The sequence below is a fragment of the Dellaglioa sp. CoH-55-MRSF-7 genome (genome assembly GCF_056782235.1).
This window is the reverse complement of the sequence record NZ_JBXAYI010000002.1, coordinates 1-15,841: the sequence shown is the minus strand read 5'-3', so window position 1 is coordinate 15,841 and position 15,841 is coordinate 1. Positions and strand designations below refer to the sequence as shown.

Below are 15,841 nucleotides of genomic sequence, written 5' to 3'. Positions count from 1 at the left end.
TATTTAAAATTAAACTTAATCATCTGATATATTTTGTAAACTATACATGTCAGCGTATTTACCATTTAATTTTAGTAATTCTTCATGTGTTCCTCGTTCAACAATTTGACCCTTATCCAACACTAGAATTTGGTTAGCGTCAACAATAGTTGACAGTCTGTGTGCGATAACAAGCGTCGTTCTATTTTGTCTCATTTGTTTTAACCCATCTTGTATAAGTTGTTCCGTCTCCGTATCAATATTAGCTGTAGCTTCATCCAATATTAAAATTTTGGGATTAGTTACAATCGTTCTCGCAAATGAAATCAATTGCTTTTCACCAGCGGAGTATGTTGCCCCTCGTTCAACAACTTTCGTTTGATACTGCCGAGGTAATTTATCAATAAATTGATCAGCATGAACAAATTTAGCAGCTTTTTCAATTTGTTCATCAGTAATATCTTGATTAAACATTCTAATATTTGAAGCAACATTACCATAAAATAAAAATGAATCTTGTAATACAAGCCCCATTTTTTTACGTAACTCTTCTGTCGAATATTTTTTAATATCTAAACCATCAATTAAAATTTGCCCTTCTTCAAAATCATAAAATCTCATCAAAATATTGATGGTTGAACTTTTACCACTACCCGTGTGTCCAACGAAAGCAAGTGTTTCACCAGGTTGTACCGTAAATGATATATTCTTTAAAACAGCATTCTCATCATCATAAGAAAAAGTAACATTTTTGAATTCAATTTTACCTTCAGTAATTGTGGCTCCTGCCACGGGTGTTTGTTGTGGTTCTATTGTTTGGTCATCAAGAACACTAATGATTCGGCTACCTGCAACGATTCCATCTTGGAAAGTTGTCAAATAATCCATTAAGTTTGTCATGGGATTGAAGAAATTTTGTAAATATGTTAGAAATGCATATACCATTCCTGCTTCAACAAAATGATCTAAACTGCTAATTCCAAATAACCCAAGTGTCATTACTACAGCCAATGCATAAAATAAACTAATAATTGGTGAAAGTAACAATGAATTAGTTCGAATCATTTCAAATCTTTTTTTCAAATAAAGTTCATTAGTGTCCTCAAATTCGCCTTCAATCCGTTTTTCTTGGCGAAATTGTTGAATCACATTTATTCCAACGATAGATTCATTTAATTTAGTATTTAATCGACTCAAATATTCTCTCATTTGTCGATAAACCTTTGAACTAAACCGTTGGTAATACCATGTTGTTATTAGTAAAATTGGTATAAAAATCAACGTTACCAATGCAATCTGTGGCTTGGCAATATACATTGCTACAAAAGCAGAGATAAGTGAAAATACACCAACGATTAATGTCATAAATAGCGTCCAAAAATCTGCTAATGTCATCGTATCATTAGTAACCCTAGAAACAACAGCTCCAGCCGGTGTCTTATCAAAGTAACGCATCCCTAACGTGTGAATTTTTTTAAAAAGAATGACACGTATTTTTTCTAATGTTTTTTCTGCACCCATTGAGTACAAATACATTTGAATGAATTGAGTAATTGCTTTTAAAATTACACCGATAAAGTAAAGACCCGCAAATAAAAACATAATATTTAGTGGTGTTGATTTCGATTGAAGATAGTTATCCATATAATACTGTAAAAGAAGAGGTAGTAATATATTAATTCCACTTAATATGGCCGCAAATAAAATTGCGATTAAAAAATCGGCTTTAAAATCTTTTGTATAGGGCAACAATCTTTTAATAACTGTTCTTTGTTCTTTACCGCTCAGTTCTTTTTGCCAGCTAGATTTAGGCTTTTCACTCATTAATTTCATCTCCCTCTAACTTGCTTTCAAGTTGTTGTTTAGTTGTCATTTGATAGTACCAACCTTTTGATGTCATTAACGTATCATGCTGTCCTCGCTCAATAATTGTTCCACCATCAATTACGATAATTTCATCTGCATCTTTTACACTACTCATACGGCTTGCAGAAATAATAGTTGTTTTATTTTGACGTTTCTCTTTTAATCTAGTTAAAATAATAGATTCCGTTCTGGCATCAACTGCCGAAAGAGCATCATCCAAAATTAATAGCTCTGGATTAATTACAAGGGCACGAGCGATAGCTAAACGTTGCTTTTGGCCACCAGAGAGGGATATTCCTTGTTCTCCAACCTCTGTTTCATATTTTAGTGGTAATTCAGTGATATCACTATCCAAATCAGCATTAAATGCAGCCATTTCAACCTTTTCTTTTGTTAAATTCATATTAGCAAAACGTATATTATTTAAAATAGTTGTTGAAAATAAAAAGCTTTCCTGAGGAACGTAACCAATTGACTTCAGATACGTATCTAAGGCATACTCTTTAATATTTGAATTATTAACTGAAATCATTCCGTTGTATGCATCAAATTCACGAAGTATCAATTTCATAATCGTTGATTTGCCAGCACCCGTTTTTCCAACAATGCCAAGAGTTTGACCAGAACCAATTTCAAATTTAACATTATGCAAGCTTTCCCGATCATCATCTGGATAATTAAAATGCTGGACATCAAATTTAAAAGATCCCACCGGTAATTTATCTAACCCCTTTTCATTATCTACAATGCCACTTTTTTGATTTAATAATATTTGAACACGATCATAACTAGCATTTCCACGTTCAATAACATTAAATAATCGACCAATAGCAAACATCGGCCAAACAAGTAACGCAATATAACTTATAAATGAAATCAGTTGTCCAATTGAAATAACGTTGTTAGCCACATAGTATCCACCTAAAATGATAGTGCAAACATATGACAATCCAATAATTAAACTTGTTATTGGATCAAACAATGCATCCAATAAATTAACTTTTCTATTAATCTTGATAGTTTCTTCAACTTTTCCTTCAAAATCTTCAATATCTTCTTGTTCTTGTCCAAGAGTCTTAATCACTTTAATTCCGCTGACACTCTCTTGCGTTTTATTATTCAACGTTGAAAACGCTGCTTGAGATGTAGAGAAAGCAGTGTGTATTTTAGTTCCTAAATATCTAGCCATAACCGCCAATAAAGGTAACGGAATAATTGCTAAGATTGTTAAACGCCAATCTATTAAAAATATCATTGCAATTATAGTTGTCCCACCCGTGATAATTGAATCAGCAAAAGTTAGTATACCTGCACCAGCAACCTGCTGAATAGCTGTTAAATCATTCGTTGCATGTGCCATCAAATCGCCTGTTCTATTTTGCTGAAAAAAAGATTGATCCATTTGCATAAAATGTTTAAATAATCGAGTACGTAAAATTTTTTCAAGGCGAGCAGCGCTACCCCAAATATTGGTTCTCCAGATATATCTAAACAGATATTGCCCTAATGCAACAAAAACTAAGATACTAATCCAAATTGCTAACTTACTCACTGTTAGTTCATTTTCACTCATACTATCAACGATATTTCCAATAATTTTAGGTGGAATAATTTGGAAGATTGCCACTAAAATCAGAAAGAATACTGCGATTCCATACGATTTTTTTTCTTGTTTAAAAAACCATCCAAGTTTTCTAAATATAGTCATTCTAACTCCTCCTTTTTATAAAAAAAAACAAGCAAAGGAAATCCTTGCCTGTTCATAAAATATTAAATTATTTTTTTTGCGAACTATTTTTTGCTTGTGCATTCATAGATGACATCATCTGATGTAATTTCTTTTCAGAAGGTTTTTGGCCCATTTGGACCATCATCATTCTTAACATATCTTCATTGATTGGTGGGTTCTTTTGTAAATATGTTTCCATATACTTACGAGCACCGAAAAATCCTCCGACAAGTCCAACTGCTAACGCAATAACGGCGATTAAAATCGTCATTCCCATTGACATAATTCAAGACCCCTTTCAATTCACTTCAATCACTAATTCTACACAATTTTCACATAAAAGAAAAGGTAAATCTATTCAAATTGGGAACTATTTTCTTAGTTATCTCGTAAACCTTTATCACGTTGAACTTTTTTTACTTTGTCAGGTGTTACTTCTTTACCTGTTTTATCATAAACCTGCATCATTTCAACTCGACTTCTAAAACTTTCTCTAAATAATGCAAGATACGTTTCACGAAGTTCTTTTCTTTCAGCTTCTTCAGCCTTTGTTAAACCTTCATCAGTTTTACTTTTTGCAGCTAATTCATTTATTCTTGGTGCTAAATCTTCTGGGATCATTTATTATCACTCCTTAAAATTTCACTCATAAGCATACCTGATAATATGATAAAAAACAATTATTCAAATTAACCGAACGTTTGTTTGCAACAACTACTTTCATATGCTACTATTAAAATAATAAATAATGATGATGAGGTGTACTAAATGACAAAAGCATCTGACAGCAAACAACTTGCAGTCTTGCGCTTTATTCATGAACGAGTGGACACGAAGGGTTATCCACCAACTGTTAGAGAAATTGGCGAAGCTGTTTCTCTATCATCTACTTCCACTGTTCATGGACACATTGCTCGACTTGAAAAAAAAGGATTACTAACTAAAGATCCCACCAAACCTAGGGCAATTGAACTTACACCACTTGGATTAGATGCGATTGGCGTTAATAGTCATGAAAATTTAATTCCAATGGTCGGGACCGTTACTGCTGGTGTACCCATTTTGGCTGTTGAACAGGTAACTGATTATTTCCCCCTCCCACCTGACTTTAATTCCTCAGATGATTTATTCATGTTAACAATTCGCGGAGAAAGCATGATTAATATTGGGATATTAAATGAAGATCAAGTTATTGTCAGAAAACAGTCAACTGCTGAAAATGGTGAAATTGTTATTGCAATGAATGAATTTGATGAGGCAACCTGTAAAAGATTTTTCAAAGAAGAAAATCATTTTCGTCTCCAACCCGAAAATGATTCAATGGAACCAATTATTTTAGATTCTGTCTCTATTTTAGGCAAAGTCATTGGACTCTATCGTCATTTTTAATGAACAAAGCAGAAAAAGCTACTAAATTAGTCAGACTAATCTAGTAGCTTTTTCTATTGAATAGAATATTGCCTTTGCATATTTTTGCTGCCTATTAAAATATATTTAGATTTATCATTACTGTAATCTAAATAAATATCTGCTCCATCATTTTTTAAATGATTTTGATACATATTCTCGTATAATTCAATAGAAACTTGAACACGTTCTTCTAAATTAATTTTCGGTAATTGACTCTTGAAATTATCTGTTAATGTACCAGAAAAGAATTCTCCAACTGCCCCTGAACCATAGCTATACATCCCTATTCTATCACCGGCCTCTAAATCATTACTATTTTCAAGTAAAGATATAAAGCTTAAATATAGTGAGCCAGTATATAAATTTCCAACCTGATTATTATACTTTTTAGCTGCCTCAAATTCTCGTTCTAATTCAATTTTTTTGCTATCTGTCGCTTCATTAAGGACTTCTCTTAAACCTTTAACACCAAGTTTTGTATATGGCAAATGATATAAAATAGCCTTAAAATCAGCAACAGTTAATCCTGTTTTATTTTTATACTCATTCCATGTTTGATTAAAAAAATCTAAATATACGTTCTGAGAAGTTTTACCGTCTACAAGTGCTTCGCTGTGATTTAATGGGCGCCAAAAATCCATAACATTTTCCGTTACAAATCCACTATCTGCATCTAATAAAAGTATTTTTGGGTTTTTCGTAATAATCATTGCGACAGCGCCGCCACCTTGTGTAGGTTCACCCGCAGTATTTAGACCATATCTAGCAATATCAGCACCAATGACTAAAACCTGACTATTTGGATTAAGCGACACATGTCCTTTTGCCAATTGAATAGCGGCCGTTGCTCCATAGCAAGCTTGCTTAATTTCGATTGATCTCACGTGTTTTAAGCCTAAAAGACCTGAAACGTAGGCTCCTGCCGACTTTGAATTATCAATACCGGATTCTGTTGCAAAAATAACAAAGTCAATTTTGTCTCTATTTTCGTTATCTATTAATAGATCTGCAGCATTTGCACCCATCGTCACCACGTCCTGTGTCGGCGGTATAACAGCCATTTTTGATTGGCCAATTCCAATTAAATATTTATTAGGATCTACATTTCTGACATTAGCTAATTCTGACATATCAACGTACTGATTCGATGTAAAAAAATTAATTCGATCAATTCCAATTTTCATTAATCTTCCAGCTTCCATTTATTATATTGTTTTTATTGTACTTGATGTCTCATTTGATGGCAAGATTTGGTATCACTGGTTTAAAAAGGTATCATTATTCAGTTTCAAATACTAAACCTAAATACTTTTATTACTACCCTAGAAATATCTTTATCAATAAACTATCACACTCGGCGAACAGATAAAATTTGGCAACGATTACAAGACTCATTGGTCGTATTGCACTTAATTGCACTTAATTGCACTTAATTCCCCTTGAATACTAATTATAGAATCACTTTATGTATTCTCTTGTAATTGTCCAGTTAGACGTATAAAATTTAACCATATATTTATACGAAAAAGGGGATTAATATGATTGCACAAACATTTTATTTAATTGTTTTAATTATTTGGGTGTCTATGATTGGGTTAACTATTTGGGATAAAGGTTTGACTAATTTTTTTAAATATATATTCACCCCTACAAAAATACCAAGACAAAATAGATTTAAACACCCTTTTTTGTCGTTTTTAGTTATTCAAGAAAAAGAACAAAAATTTTATTTTTATGCAGTAAGTTTTTTAATAGGTACAATTTTTGGTCTAATGTTTTTCCCCAGGTTCTTAATTTTAAGACTACTAACATTTAGCATTGCTTCATTACTGTTTTGTTATAGTTTTTTTTCATACCTAAAATTATTCCCTAAAAAAACAAAACTCTGGCAAATTGAATCGTATTTATTATTACTTATTACTACATTCATTTTTTATCTAATTAATTATATGAATTTGATTACACCACTAATGGAAACAACAGTTATTTTTACATTTATATTAGGTATTATTATCATTACCTTTAGTTCATTCTATTTATTAAAATTACTTTCATACATTGTTCAAAATAATTTTGCACATACTGTACAGGTTATTGCTGAATTTGCATTAAATATTTTCTATGAAGGTTTGCTTGTTGGAACTTCTTTAATAGGCGTTTTAGGAGGTGAATCAAAAGTTACCGAATTTGTCTCTAAGTTACCCAGTGTCCATGTTGTTGATCACTTAGTAGCTATTTCATATTATGGCTTGAGTGATTTTTTTGGAGACCCCATAAATTCTATTCAAAATGTTCAGTCATATCCAACAATAATTTTATATATTCATCTGCTAAGCTTATTATTTGGCGCAAGCTACACGTGGATATTTCTTGCTAACTTAATAAGCATTGATAATAATTAAATGAGTTTTGCAATTATATTAAAAAGTTGATATACTAAACAAAGTTATTTTGGAGAGTTGGCAGAGTGGTAATGCACCGGACTCGAAATCCGGCGAACGCTGTAATGGCGCGCGCAGGTTCAAATCCTGTACTCTCCTTTTTATATCATATTAAACCAAAATAAAAAAACACAAACGCCAGTTTAAAGGCATTTGTGTTTTTTATTTTGTATAAAAAGAGACTATAAAGCATTAAAACATCATATGACTTTGCACATATTTCGCACATTTTTATATACCTAACATTAAAAAAGCTTTAAGTGACTTTCTGAATTATAAAAAATCAGTATTATACCTGTATCTTGGACCCAAACTGATGTATATATAATTAATATTTCGCAAACAACCGTCTGTTCTTGGTAAAAGGAAGATAATATTCAAAAGCTCGTAGCTTAATTTAAAAATAAAAAGCTCTAGTATTGGACGAAAATCCAATACTAGAGCCTCATTTTATAAAATTATACAACAATAGCTATCATAAAGCTGTAATCATGAATTTAATAGTTCATTAAACTGAATATATCATAGTCTTTTATTTTTTGACGGCCCTTTAAATCATCTAATTCAATAAAAAAGGCAGTCCCTACAACAATACCACCTAATTGTTCAACTAATTCTATCGTCGCTGCAATCGTACCACCAGTTGCTAATAAATCATCTGTTACTAAAACCCTCTGTCCAGGTTGTACCGCATCCTTATGCATATATAGTGCAGATTCTCCGTACTCCAATGCATACTTGGCCTCAACGGTTTCTCGAGGTAACTTACCTTTTTTTCTAGCTGGTGCAAATCCTACACCTAGATCATAGGCCACTGGACATCCAACAATAAACCCTCTAGCTTCAGGGCCAACAATCATCTCAACATTTTTACTCTTGGCATATTCTACAATTTTATTTGTTGCTTCGCGGTATGCTGCTCCGTCTGCCATTAAGGGTGATATATCTCGAAAAACAACACCTTTTTCTGGGTAATCAGGAATTGCAGCAATATACTTTGTTAAATCTAATACCATTAATAAACGCTCCTTTAATCTTCTGTATTCAATTGTTCAAGTATCCACTTTTTAAGATCATTCTCTTTAGAGTAGACTAACTTATCTTCAGCTAATATTCGATTATTTCTTAGCTTATATTCAGAAGTATTTTTAATGTCCATTTTATTTGTTGTACTTTTTCCAGTCATTAATCCATCTTTTATTTTAACAAATTCCAACTCTAAAAACACCTTAATCATGAATATTAATAAATTTTTCTTTATTTTTAAAAAATCAGATAAGACGATTAGTTGATTATTAATATCAACATCTTTATGACTCATCACAAATTTATATAACTTTGCATACTGTTCTCTGGATGGCATACCATCTAAATAGGCACTGTTAGTCTTTAAAAATACTGCAATTATTTTCTGACTATCCGATAAACGTAATATTGTAGACATTTGTTCCAACGAGCTTGGGCAATCTACAAATATAATTGTTCTTTGATTATCAAAATCTGATACACTTTTTAGTTGATCAGCCTGCTTAAATATCTGTTTGTCTGATGAAAATTGTTTTACTTGGTCATAATTTTTTTTATTCCAGAATATAAACAAGCCTTCATTTTGAAATAAACTTTTATTCACGTGGTCAGTTCTTTCATCAATAATTACAAGCCCTTCAAATTTAATGTCCTGTACCATTAACTGTAAATTTGTTTTATTCATCCATACATTTTTTTCAATTTCACCGATTAATTTGATCTCATCTAAAGTATTCTTGAAATCATCAACATACTTTGCATTTGAAAATGAAATTCCACTAATTTTTTCTTTCTCACCAACAACTTCAAATTTTAAGTGAGTTCCTGTTTTACCAATAGCCTTAACATTTTGTATTGATTTATATTTAATTTCAAAAATCGGTTTTTCATTGTCTGTACCAAATGGTTTTAATTTTTCAATATCCTTATAAAAATCCAAAGTCAATTGATCTACATTTAGCTTTGCTACAACCACTTTGGCTGGCTTAACGTTCAATTGAATTCCTTGAGATACTGCTTCATTTTCCAAGTCTAATCTAAATCTTTCTAAGTTTTGAATGGGAAATGTTAATCCCACGGCCATATGATGTCCACCAAAATGAGATGTTAATTCTCTATGTTCATTAATTGCGTTATACAAATGAAATGTATCAATACTTCGACCGGATCCTTTTAAATAGCCCTTCTCTGTATCTTGGTTTAAAATAATTGTCGGTTTACCAGTTACTTCAACAACACGACTAGCAACGATACCTAATACACCTTCGTGCCAATTTTCACCTGTTATTACCAGTGTTTTCTTGTACTGATTATACTCTGCTGTAGCCTGTTTCAATGCTAGTTCTAATATATCTGCTACAATTTTTTGACGGCGTACATTTTCAGATTGAACAAAGTTTGCTATTTCCTGTGCTCGTTCATCGTCTAGACTAGTTAACAGTTCAACACCAATATTTGCATCACCTAATCGCCCAATTGCATTTAAACGCGGCGCAATACCAAAACCAATATCTTTTTCATCTACTGTTTCCTGTTTTACATTCGCAACTTCCATTAATGCAATCAATCCTGGCCGGAACGTTTGTTGTAAAACCTTCAGACCGAAACTTACAAGTGAACGATTTTCATCTGTCAGTGATACCAAATCTGCTACTGTACCGATTACCACTAAATCTAGTAATTCTTCTGAAATATCACCTGTTAATGCACTCGCAACTTTAAATGCCACACCAGCACCTGAAAGTTCTCCAAACGGATATTTTCCTTCAGGATGTCGAGGATGAATTATTGCATAAGCCTTTGGTAAAACATCTGGTAATTCATGATGATCGGTTACGATAACATCTATACCTTGAGATTGAGCAAATTCTATTGCTTCATTCCCTGATACACCATTATCAACAGTAATAATCAAATTAGTACCATTGTCTATTATTCTTTTATAAGCATCTACATTAGGTCCGTAACCATCTATAAATCGGTTAGGTATATAAGTTTCCACATCTGCGCCCATATCACTAAGTGTCTCAAACATGATTGAGGTACTCGTTAACCCATCAGCATCATAATCACCATAAACCGTTATTTTTTGATTTTTAACTATTGCTTGTTGAATTCGTTCAATTCCTTTACTCATATCATGCATAAGCATTGGATCGTGAATGTTTTCTGCTCCTACATTTAAAAAATCAGTAATAGCTTTTTCAGATGTAAGTCCGCGGCTCCATAGTAAAGATATCAATGAATGATCTAATTGAATATTTTCAAATATTTCATTAGGTATTTTGTCATTACTTAAATCTAAAAACTTCCAACTATACTTTGATTCAATCATGTTAAACCTCTACTTTACTAACGATTTATATTTTCTGATTTTAACGTTTTAATTTCATTTTGTAGTAATTGAACTTCTTTTCTATTCTGAGTTTTTATTTTATCAATTGAATTTTTCAATGATTCATCAAAATTATTTTTATAGTCATCCAATTGTTGATTTAATTCTTTATTTTCTTTTTTTAATTTTAAAGTTGCACTTGTTGTTAACAGACCTATCAGTAGTGCTCCTGCTAAAATTGAAAATAATAAAATAAGAATCATTGGCATTTTAATTTCTGCAAACCAAAAATTAATTGAAACTTCCTTTACATTTAAAATTGAAAAAATTGCTATTACGATAATAAGTAATAACGCTATGATTGTTCGCCATTGTTTTTTCATATTTTCCCCCACTATTTTTTGTTAAATACTGTACCCGCAAGTAAATCTCCCATTTTAGGGAAAATTGTATATCCCAAATATGCCATTTCCATATAATATGGTAAATTAATTTCGCGTTTATTTGTACTTATGTTTCTTGATATAATCTTTGCAACATGCGCAGGATTTAGCATCATTGATCCAATATTTTTTAAATAGTTGCCCTCTTTATCAGCTATTTTGAAGAAATTAGTATCAATTGGTCCAGGATTAACTGTCATAACTTTAATCCCTAGTGGTTTTAATTCTAATCTCAACGCATTAGAATAACCAAGGACACCATATTTCGTTGCTGAATAAATTGCTGATTTCGGTGTTGCAATTTTCCCAGCAATAGATGCAATATTAATAATAACGCCATATTTTCTATCTGCCATATTTAGCGCAACATTTTGAGTCATGTACATTAGCCCCAAGACGTTTACTCTAAACATTTTTTCAGCAACATCCATATCAAAAGATAACACATTCTCCATCAAACCAAACCCTGCATTATTTATAAGTACTTCAATCGGTCCAATTGAAGATTCAATTTTTTTAACCATTTTTTCAATTTGAATTGGATCAGAAACATCACATTCAATCGCATAAGCCAATCGACCAGATAGACGCTGACAAGCATCTTTAACCTCTGTAAGTTTATCCATTTGTCTAGCGCAAATAACAACAATTGCACCTTTTCTAGCAACCTCATATGCCAGTTCCTTACCTAAACCACTTGAACCACCACTAATTAGAACGATTCTATTACGTAAATCTTTTAACTCTTTATATTGACTAATCATTTACTTTTTCCTTTTGAGAAAACGGCACATTAATTACATCAAAATCTCTAACAACCGTTGTATTTTTAAAGATACTTCTTGCCTCACTCTGTAAAGTAATGGCCATTTTACCAACATATCTTGCGGAAATATGTGTCAATAATAACATTTTCACGTTTGATTTTTTAGCGATTTCTGCAGCCTGAGCACTAGTTGTATGATAATAATTCCTTGCCATTTTTGATTCAGCTTTTTCAAATGTACTCTCATGAACCAGAACATTTGCATTTTCAGCTAATGTATAACTATTTTTTGTTTTTCTTGTATCGCCCAAAATTGTGACAATACGCCCTTTTTTAGTTTCTCCCAAAAAATCATTTCCATTTAATTTTGTGCCGTCTTCTAATTGAACTATTTTACCGGCTTTTAATTCTCCATAAATTGGACCAGACGGAATATTTAATTCTTTAAGTTTATCTATTTGTAATTCGCCTGCATAATCATGTTCCACAATTCGATAACCCACGCTTATAATACGATGATCTAAGTAATCAAAATATACTTTAAAAGTGCTATCTTCAAATATTAATCCAGGTTTATCAAGTTCTACAAATTTAATTGTATATGACAACTTCGTTTCAGAAACTTGTAAACTGGTCTTCACAAAATTTTGAATTCCTTTAGGACCAAAAATAGTTAAAGGTCCATTACCTCCTTGAAATGATCGGCTACTCAAAAGACCTGGCAACCCAAAAATATGATCTCCGTGTAAATGTGTAATGAATATTTTTTCGATTTTCCGAGGTTTTATTGTCGTTTGTAAAATTTGATGTTGTGTTGCTTCACCTACATCAAACAACCAAACACTATTACGTTCATCTAGTAGTTTTAGTGCAATACTGGTTACATTTCTATTTTTTGCAGGTGCTCCTGCTCCTGTACCTAAAAATTCTAATTCCATATTATTAACCTATCCTTACTTATTCATTTGATTTCATTGGTAATGTAACTTCAAAAACGACACCCTTCGGTATCTTATTTCTAACTTCAATTTTACCTTTATGCTCTTCAACGATCCATTTCGCAATTGACAAGCCTAACCCATTACCACCTGTTTTACGATTTCTTGATTTTTCTTCTCTATAAAAGCGTTGGAAGATTATTTTTTTATGTGTATCACTAATATTTTCTCCATCATTAATGACTTGTATCACTAGTTGCTTAGCCGACTCAATAACGATAAACGAAATTTCATTACCCGCTACTGTGTATTTCAATGCATTATCAAGTAAAATGACAATTAATTGATGTATACGGTCTTCGTCTAATTGAATGTACTTACTTGCAATATTTATTTGAAAATAAAATTGTTTATTTTGACTAAGCGCAATATCTGCATAAGGATGAATAATATTCTCAAAGTATTCCTTAGCAAGGACTTTCTTAAAGTTAAACACATTAGCATTAGAATCTGAATTAGCTAACAATAATAGATCTTTTGTTAGATTATTTAATCGTCTAATCTCACTTAATGAAGTTGCAATTGACTCGCTTTCATCGATAATATTTGCATTAGGTTTTGTTAACAAATACTCTAATTTATTTTGTACTATCGTCAATGGTGTTCTAAGCTCATGGGCTGCATTATCGATAAATTCTCTTTGCTTATTCCATGCACTAATCGTTGGTTTAATACTAATAGATGATAAAATAACACTTAAGGCAATCGACAACATTCCAAAAATAAGCAGAGATACAAGTAAAATATTCCTAAAACTAATCAATGAGTTTTGATTAATCTCAATATTTTCAATAATTTGAATATATCGTGCTTTATGCCATTTTTTAACAGCTGAGTCTGGAATTTCCATTAAGTATGACCTAAACGTAGGTCCGTTTTTTTGTTTAATTGTTTTAAATTTGTTTAAATCAGATTTTTTAAATGGTATCTTATTAAAAACGGGGTATCTGGTACCCATTGCATCTTTATTAATTATTTCTCCATTTTGTGACCATAAGATTTGATAGACTTTAAAGTCAGGTGCTTGCTTCAAAAGTGGACTATCATCGATTCTATTTATGGAGACATAATTAGAATCTTTTATTCGTCTAATTTGTTTTTTCATTGATATATCTACATTAACTGTTAAGGTGTCATTAAATGAACTATATACAATTAAACCAAGTGTTACAAAAATAATACTGAAGCTTAAAAGATACATAAAAAATAATTTTATACGCGTATCTCTATTTGCCTTATTTTTCATCAGGTTCAACCAGATAACCAACGTTTCTAATTGTTCGAATCATTTTTTCATGACCAATCTTTTTTAATTTTTTTCTCAGATTACTCATATAAACTTCTACAACCGTAATGCTAGTATCGGACGTAAATCCCCAAACACGGTCAAATATTTGTTCTTTCGTTAAAATAGTATTCTTATTTTCCAGTAAGTATGTTAAAAATTCATACTCTTTACCCTGTAAATTGATAGATTGGCTGCCAGAAATAATTGTTCTGTTATCAGATAAAATCATATCTTGATATTTTAATTCACTATCTATTTCAAATTTCATTGTTCTTTTCAGAAGAGCCTTTATTCTCATTTGTAATTCGTTTAAATTGAATGGCTTAGCTAAATAATCATCCGCCCCTAAATTAAATCCGGTAATTTTATCGTCAACACTATCTTTTGCTGATAAGATTAGCACTGCCGTGTCAATTTTCTTTTCTCGAATTTTTTTTAATACATCAAATCCCGATATTGTAGGAAGCATTAAATCTAAAATAATAATATCATATATATTTTGTGAAGCTTTAAAAAAGCCTTCCTCGCCATCGAACGCTTGCTCTAACGTCATAATTTTTGCTGTTGCTTCAACAATATTATCAGAAATAATTGTATCATCTTCAATAATTAATCCTCTTGGCATTTTTTTTCCTCATTCCTTTCATTTTCATTAAAAAAAATGCATAATAATTATATCTTCTACTAAAGGATGGTTAAATATTATGCGAATGATCGATTTAGAATTAGCCACTATTGATTTAAATAAAAATTTTAATTTATATTACACTACTAATAATCTATTTTACCCTATTTCTAAGGTAATTAGTACATCAGAATATTTTATTTTAATTGTTACTCCCTCTGATAAACCCTTGTTACTTCAAGATTTACTTCACGTATCTGAGTTGAAATCACGTCATAATAAGCTGTTTATCCAAACTATTGATAAAAATTTACATTTAATTTTAGGTTATAAAATAGATCATAATAAACTATTTTTAGCTTAAAACTTAAAATAGATCTGTCTTCATTCTACTCTGATGCTATTATATATATCGCATGGAGTATTAATAAAAAATGCTAACTGCTGTTATACAGTTAGCATTAGTGACATTTGTTAATAGATAAAGTTATTCTACATAATTATCCTGTCTTTATAGTATATCTAAAAAATGGAGGTAAAACAAATGAATATTCTATCTACAACAGTAAGTATCGTTGCCCTATTAATTTCACTGTATACCCTGTACATCGTCCTAAAAAGTAATAGATAAATTAAACGCTAATTTTTAACACAATACATTATTCATACAACTACTGGATTAAGTCATCAATTGTCCTATCTTATTCAAAAAAGGACAATATTAGTTTGTTGAAACAAATTTAAAAAACATTATAGAACATAGCTATTTTAAGGGTGTACACTTTCTGGTGTTGGTGAAATAAAATTCATCAACACCAGTTTTTTATTCTGAAAACAAAAAAAGAGGCCACCATGACCTGTACTAGGCCCTGTCAAGTTGACGGATGAAATAATATAAAATTTAATATGTTTCTAAATGGCTTTATCCCAGTATT

General features: G+C 31.1%; 15 protein-coding genes and 1 tRNA gene. 4 read left to right on the top strand and 12 right to left on the bottom strand.

Going from position 1 to position 15,841, the window contains the following annotated elements:
- Positions 1–15: 15 nt before the first annotated feature.
- The 4 genes from AC1RPU_RS01900 to AC1RPU_RS01885 all read right to left on the bottom strand — a co-directional run bounded on the left by AC1RPU_RS01900 (position 16) and on the right by AC1RPU_RS01885 (position 4,195).
- On the bottom strand, positions 16–1,803 hold the full coding sequence (locus tag AC1RPU_RS01900) for an ABC transporter ATP-binding protein (protein WP_481761390.1): 1,788 nt from the start codon (positions 1,801–1,803) through the stop codon (positions 16–18).
- On the bottom strand, positions 1,796–3,553 hold the full coding sequence (locus AC1RPU_RS01895; protein WP_481761391.1) for an ABC transporter ATP-binding protein: 1,758 nt from the start codon (positions 3,551–3,553) through the stop codon (positions 1,796–1,798). Before AC1RPU_RS01895 ends, AC1RPU_RS01900 begins: the two co-directional genes overlap by 8 nt.
- 67 nt (positions 3,554–3,620) lie before the next feature.
- Positions 3,621–3,857, bottom strand: a complete 237-nt coding sequence (locus AC1RPU_RS01890; RefSeq protein ID WP_112249992.1) for a YneF family protein — start codon at positions 3,855–3,857, stop codon at positions 3,621–3,623.
- Positions 3,858–3,952: 95 nt separating this feature from the next.
- Complete coding sequence (locus AC1RPU_RS01885; protein WP_409022435.1) at positions 3,953–4,195, bottom strand: DUF896 domain-containing protein; 243 nt, start codon at positions 4,193–4,195, stop codon at positions 3,953–3,955.
- A 147-nt stretch (positions 4,196–4,342) separates the two neighbouring features.
- Between AC1RPU_RS01885 and lexA the strand changes: the two genes are divergently transcribed.
- The gene (gene lexA / locus AC1RPU_RS01880) at positions 4,343–4,963 is read left to right on the top strand and encodes a transcriptional repressor LexA (RefSeq protein WP_409022434.1); all 621 of its coding nucleotides are present in this window, start codon (positions 4,343–4,345) and stop codon (positions 4,961–4,963) included.
- A 53-nt stretch (positions 4,964–5,016) separates the two neighbouring features.
- On the opposite strand, the gene AC1RPU_RS01875 is transcribed toward lexA, so the two are convergent.
- Positions 5,017–6,168, bottom strand: a complete 1,152-nt coding sequence (locus AC1RPU_RS01875; protein ID WP_481761392.1) for a hydroxymethylglutaryl-CoA synthase — start codon at positions 6,166–6,168, stop codon at positions 5,017–5,019.
- Positions 6,169–6,933: 765 nt separating this feature from the next.
- On the opposite strand from AC1RPU_RS01875, the gene AC1RPU_RS01870 reads away from it, so the two are divergent.
- The gene (locus AC1RPU_RS01870; protein WP_481769376.1) at positions 6,934–7,386 is read left to right on the top strand and encodes a hypothetical protein; all 453 of its coding nucleotides are present in this window, start codon (positions 6,934–6,936) and stop codon (positions 7,384–7,386) included.
- 51 nt (positions 7,387–7,437) lie between these two features.
- Positions 7,438–7,524 (top strand) — tRNA-Ser (locus tag AC1RPU_RS01865).
- A 398-nt stretch (positions 7,525–7,922) separates the two neighbouring features.
- Here AC1RPU_RS01865 and AC1RPU_RS01860 read toward each other — a convergent pair.
- The 7 genes from AC1RPU_RS01860 to AC1RPU_RS01830 all read right to left on the bottom strand — a co-directional run bounded on the left by AC1RPU_RS01860 (position 7,923) and on the right by AC1RPU_RS01830 (position 14,906).
- Positions 7,923–8,441, bottom strand: coding sequence for an adenine phosphoribosyltransferase (locus tag AC1RPU_RS01860; RefSeq protein ID WP_481761394.1), 519 nt, complete (start codon positions 8,439–8,441; stop codon positions 7,923–7,925).
- 14 nt (positions 8,442–8,455) lie between these two features.
- Positions 8,456–10,786 (bottom strand): single-stranded-DNA-specific exonuclease RecJ, encoded by a 2,331-nt coding sequence (recJ, locus tag AC1RPU_RS01855; protein ID WP_481761395.1) that lies wholly within the window; start codon positions 10,784–10,786, stop codon positions 8,456–8,458.
- Between the two features lie 17 nt (positions 10,787–10,803).
- Positions 10,804–11,169, bottom strand: a complete 366-nt coding sequence (locus tag AC1RPU_RS01850; protein ID WP_481761396.1) for a lipopolysaccharide assembly protein LapA domain-containing protein — start codon at positions 11,167–11,169, stop codon at positions 10,804–10,806.
- 11 nt (positions 11,170–11,180) lie between these two features.
- Positions 11,181–11,990, bottom strand: coding sequence for an SDR family NAD(P)-dependent oxidoreductase (locus tag AC1RPU_RS01845; protein ID WP_409022789.1), 810 nt, complete (start codon positions 11,988–11,990; stop codon positions 11,181–11,183).
- Entirely contained in the window at positions 11,986–12,933 is a 948-nt protein-coding gene (rnz, locus tag AC1RPU_RS01840; RefSeq protein ID WP_481761397.1) for a ribonuclease Z, read from the bottom strand. The genes AC1RPU_RS01845 and rnz overlap by 5 nt, the downstream gene beginning before the upstream one ends.
- A gap of 19 nt (positions 12,934–12,952) precedes the next feature.
- On the bottom strand, positions 12,953–14,098 hold the full coding sequence (locus AC1RPU_RS01835; RefSeq protein WP_481761398.1) for a sensor histidine kinase: 1,146 nt from the start codon (positions 14,096–14,098) through the stop codon (positions 12,953–12,955).
- 130 nt (positions 14,099–14,228) lie between these two features.
- Positions 14,229–14,906 carry a response regulator transcription factor gene (locus tag AC1RPU_RS01830; RefSeq protein WP_409022427.1) on the bottom strand — a complete coding sequence of 226 codons (678 nt, stop codon included), beginning with the start codon at positions 14,904–14,906 and terminating at the stop codon, positions 14,229–14,231.
- 85 nt (positions 14,907–14,991) lie between these two features.
- On the opposite strand from AC1RPU_RS01830, the gene AC1RPU_RS01825 reads away from it, so the two are divergent.
- Positions 14,992–15,270 carry a hypothetical protein gene (locus AC1RPU_RS01825; RefSeq protein WP_481761399.1) on the top strand — a complete coding sequence of 93 codons (279 nt, stop codon included), beginning with the start codon at positions 14,992–14,994 and terminating at the stop codon, positions 15,268–15,270.
- Positions 15,271–15,841: the final 571 nt, after the last annotated feature.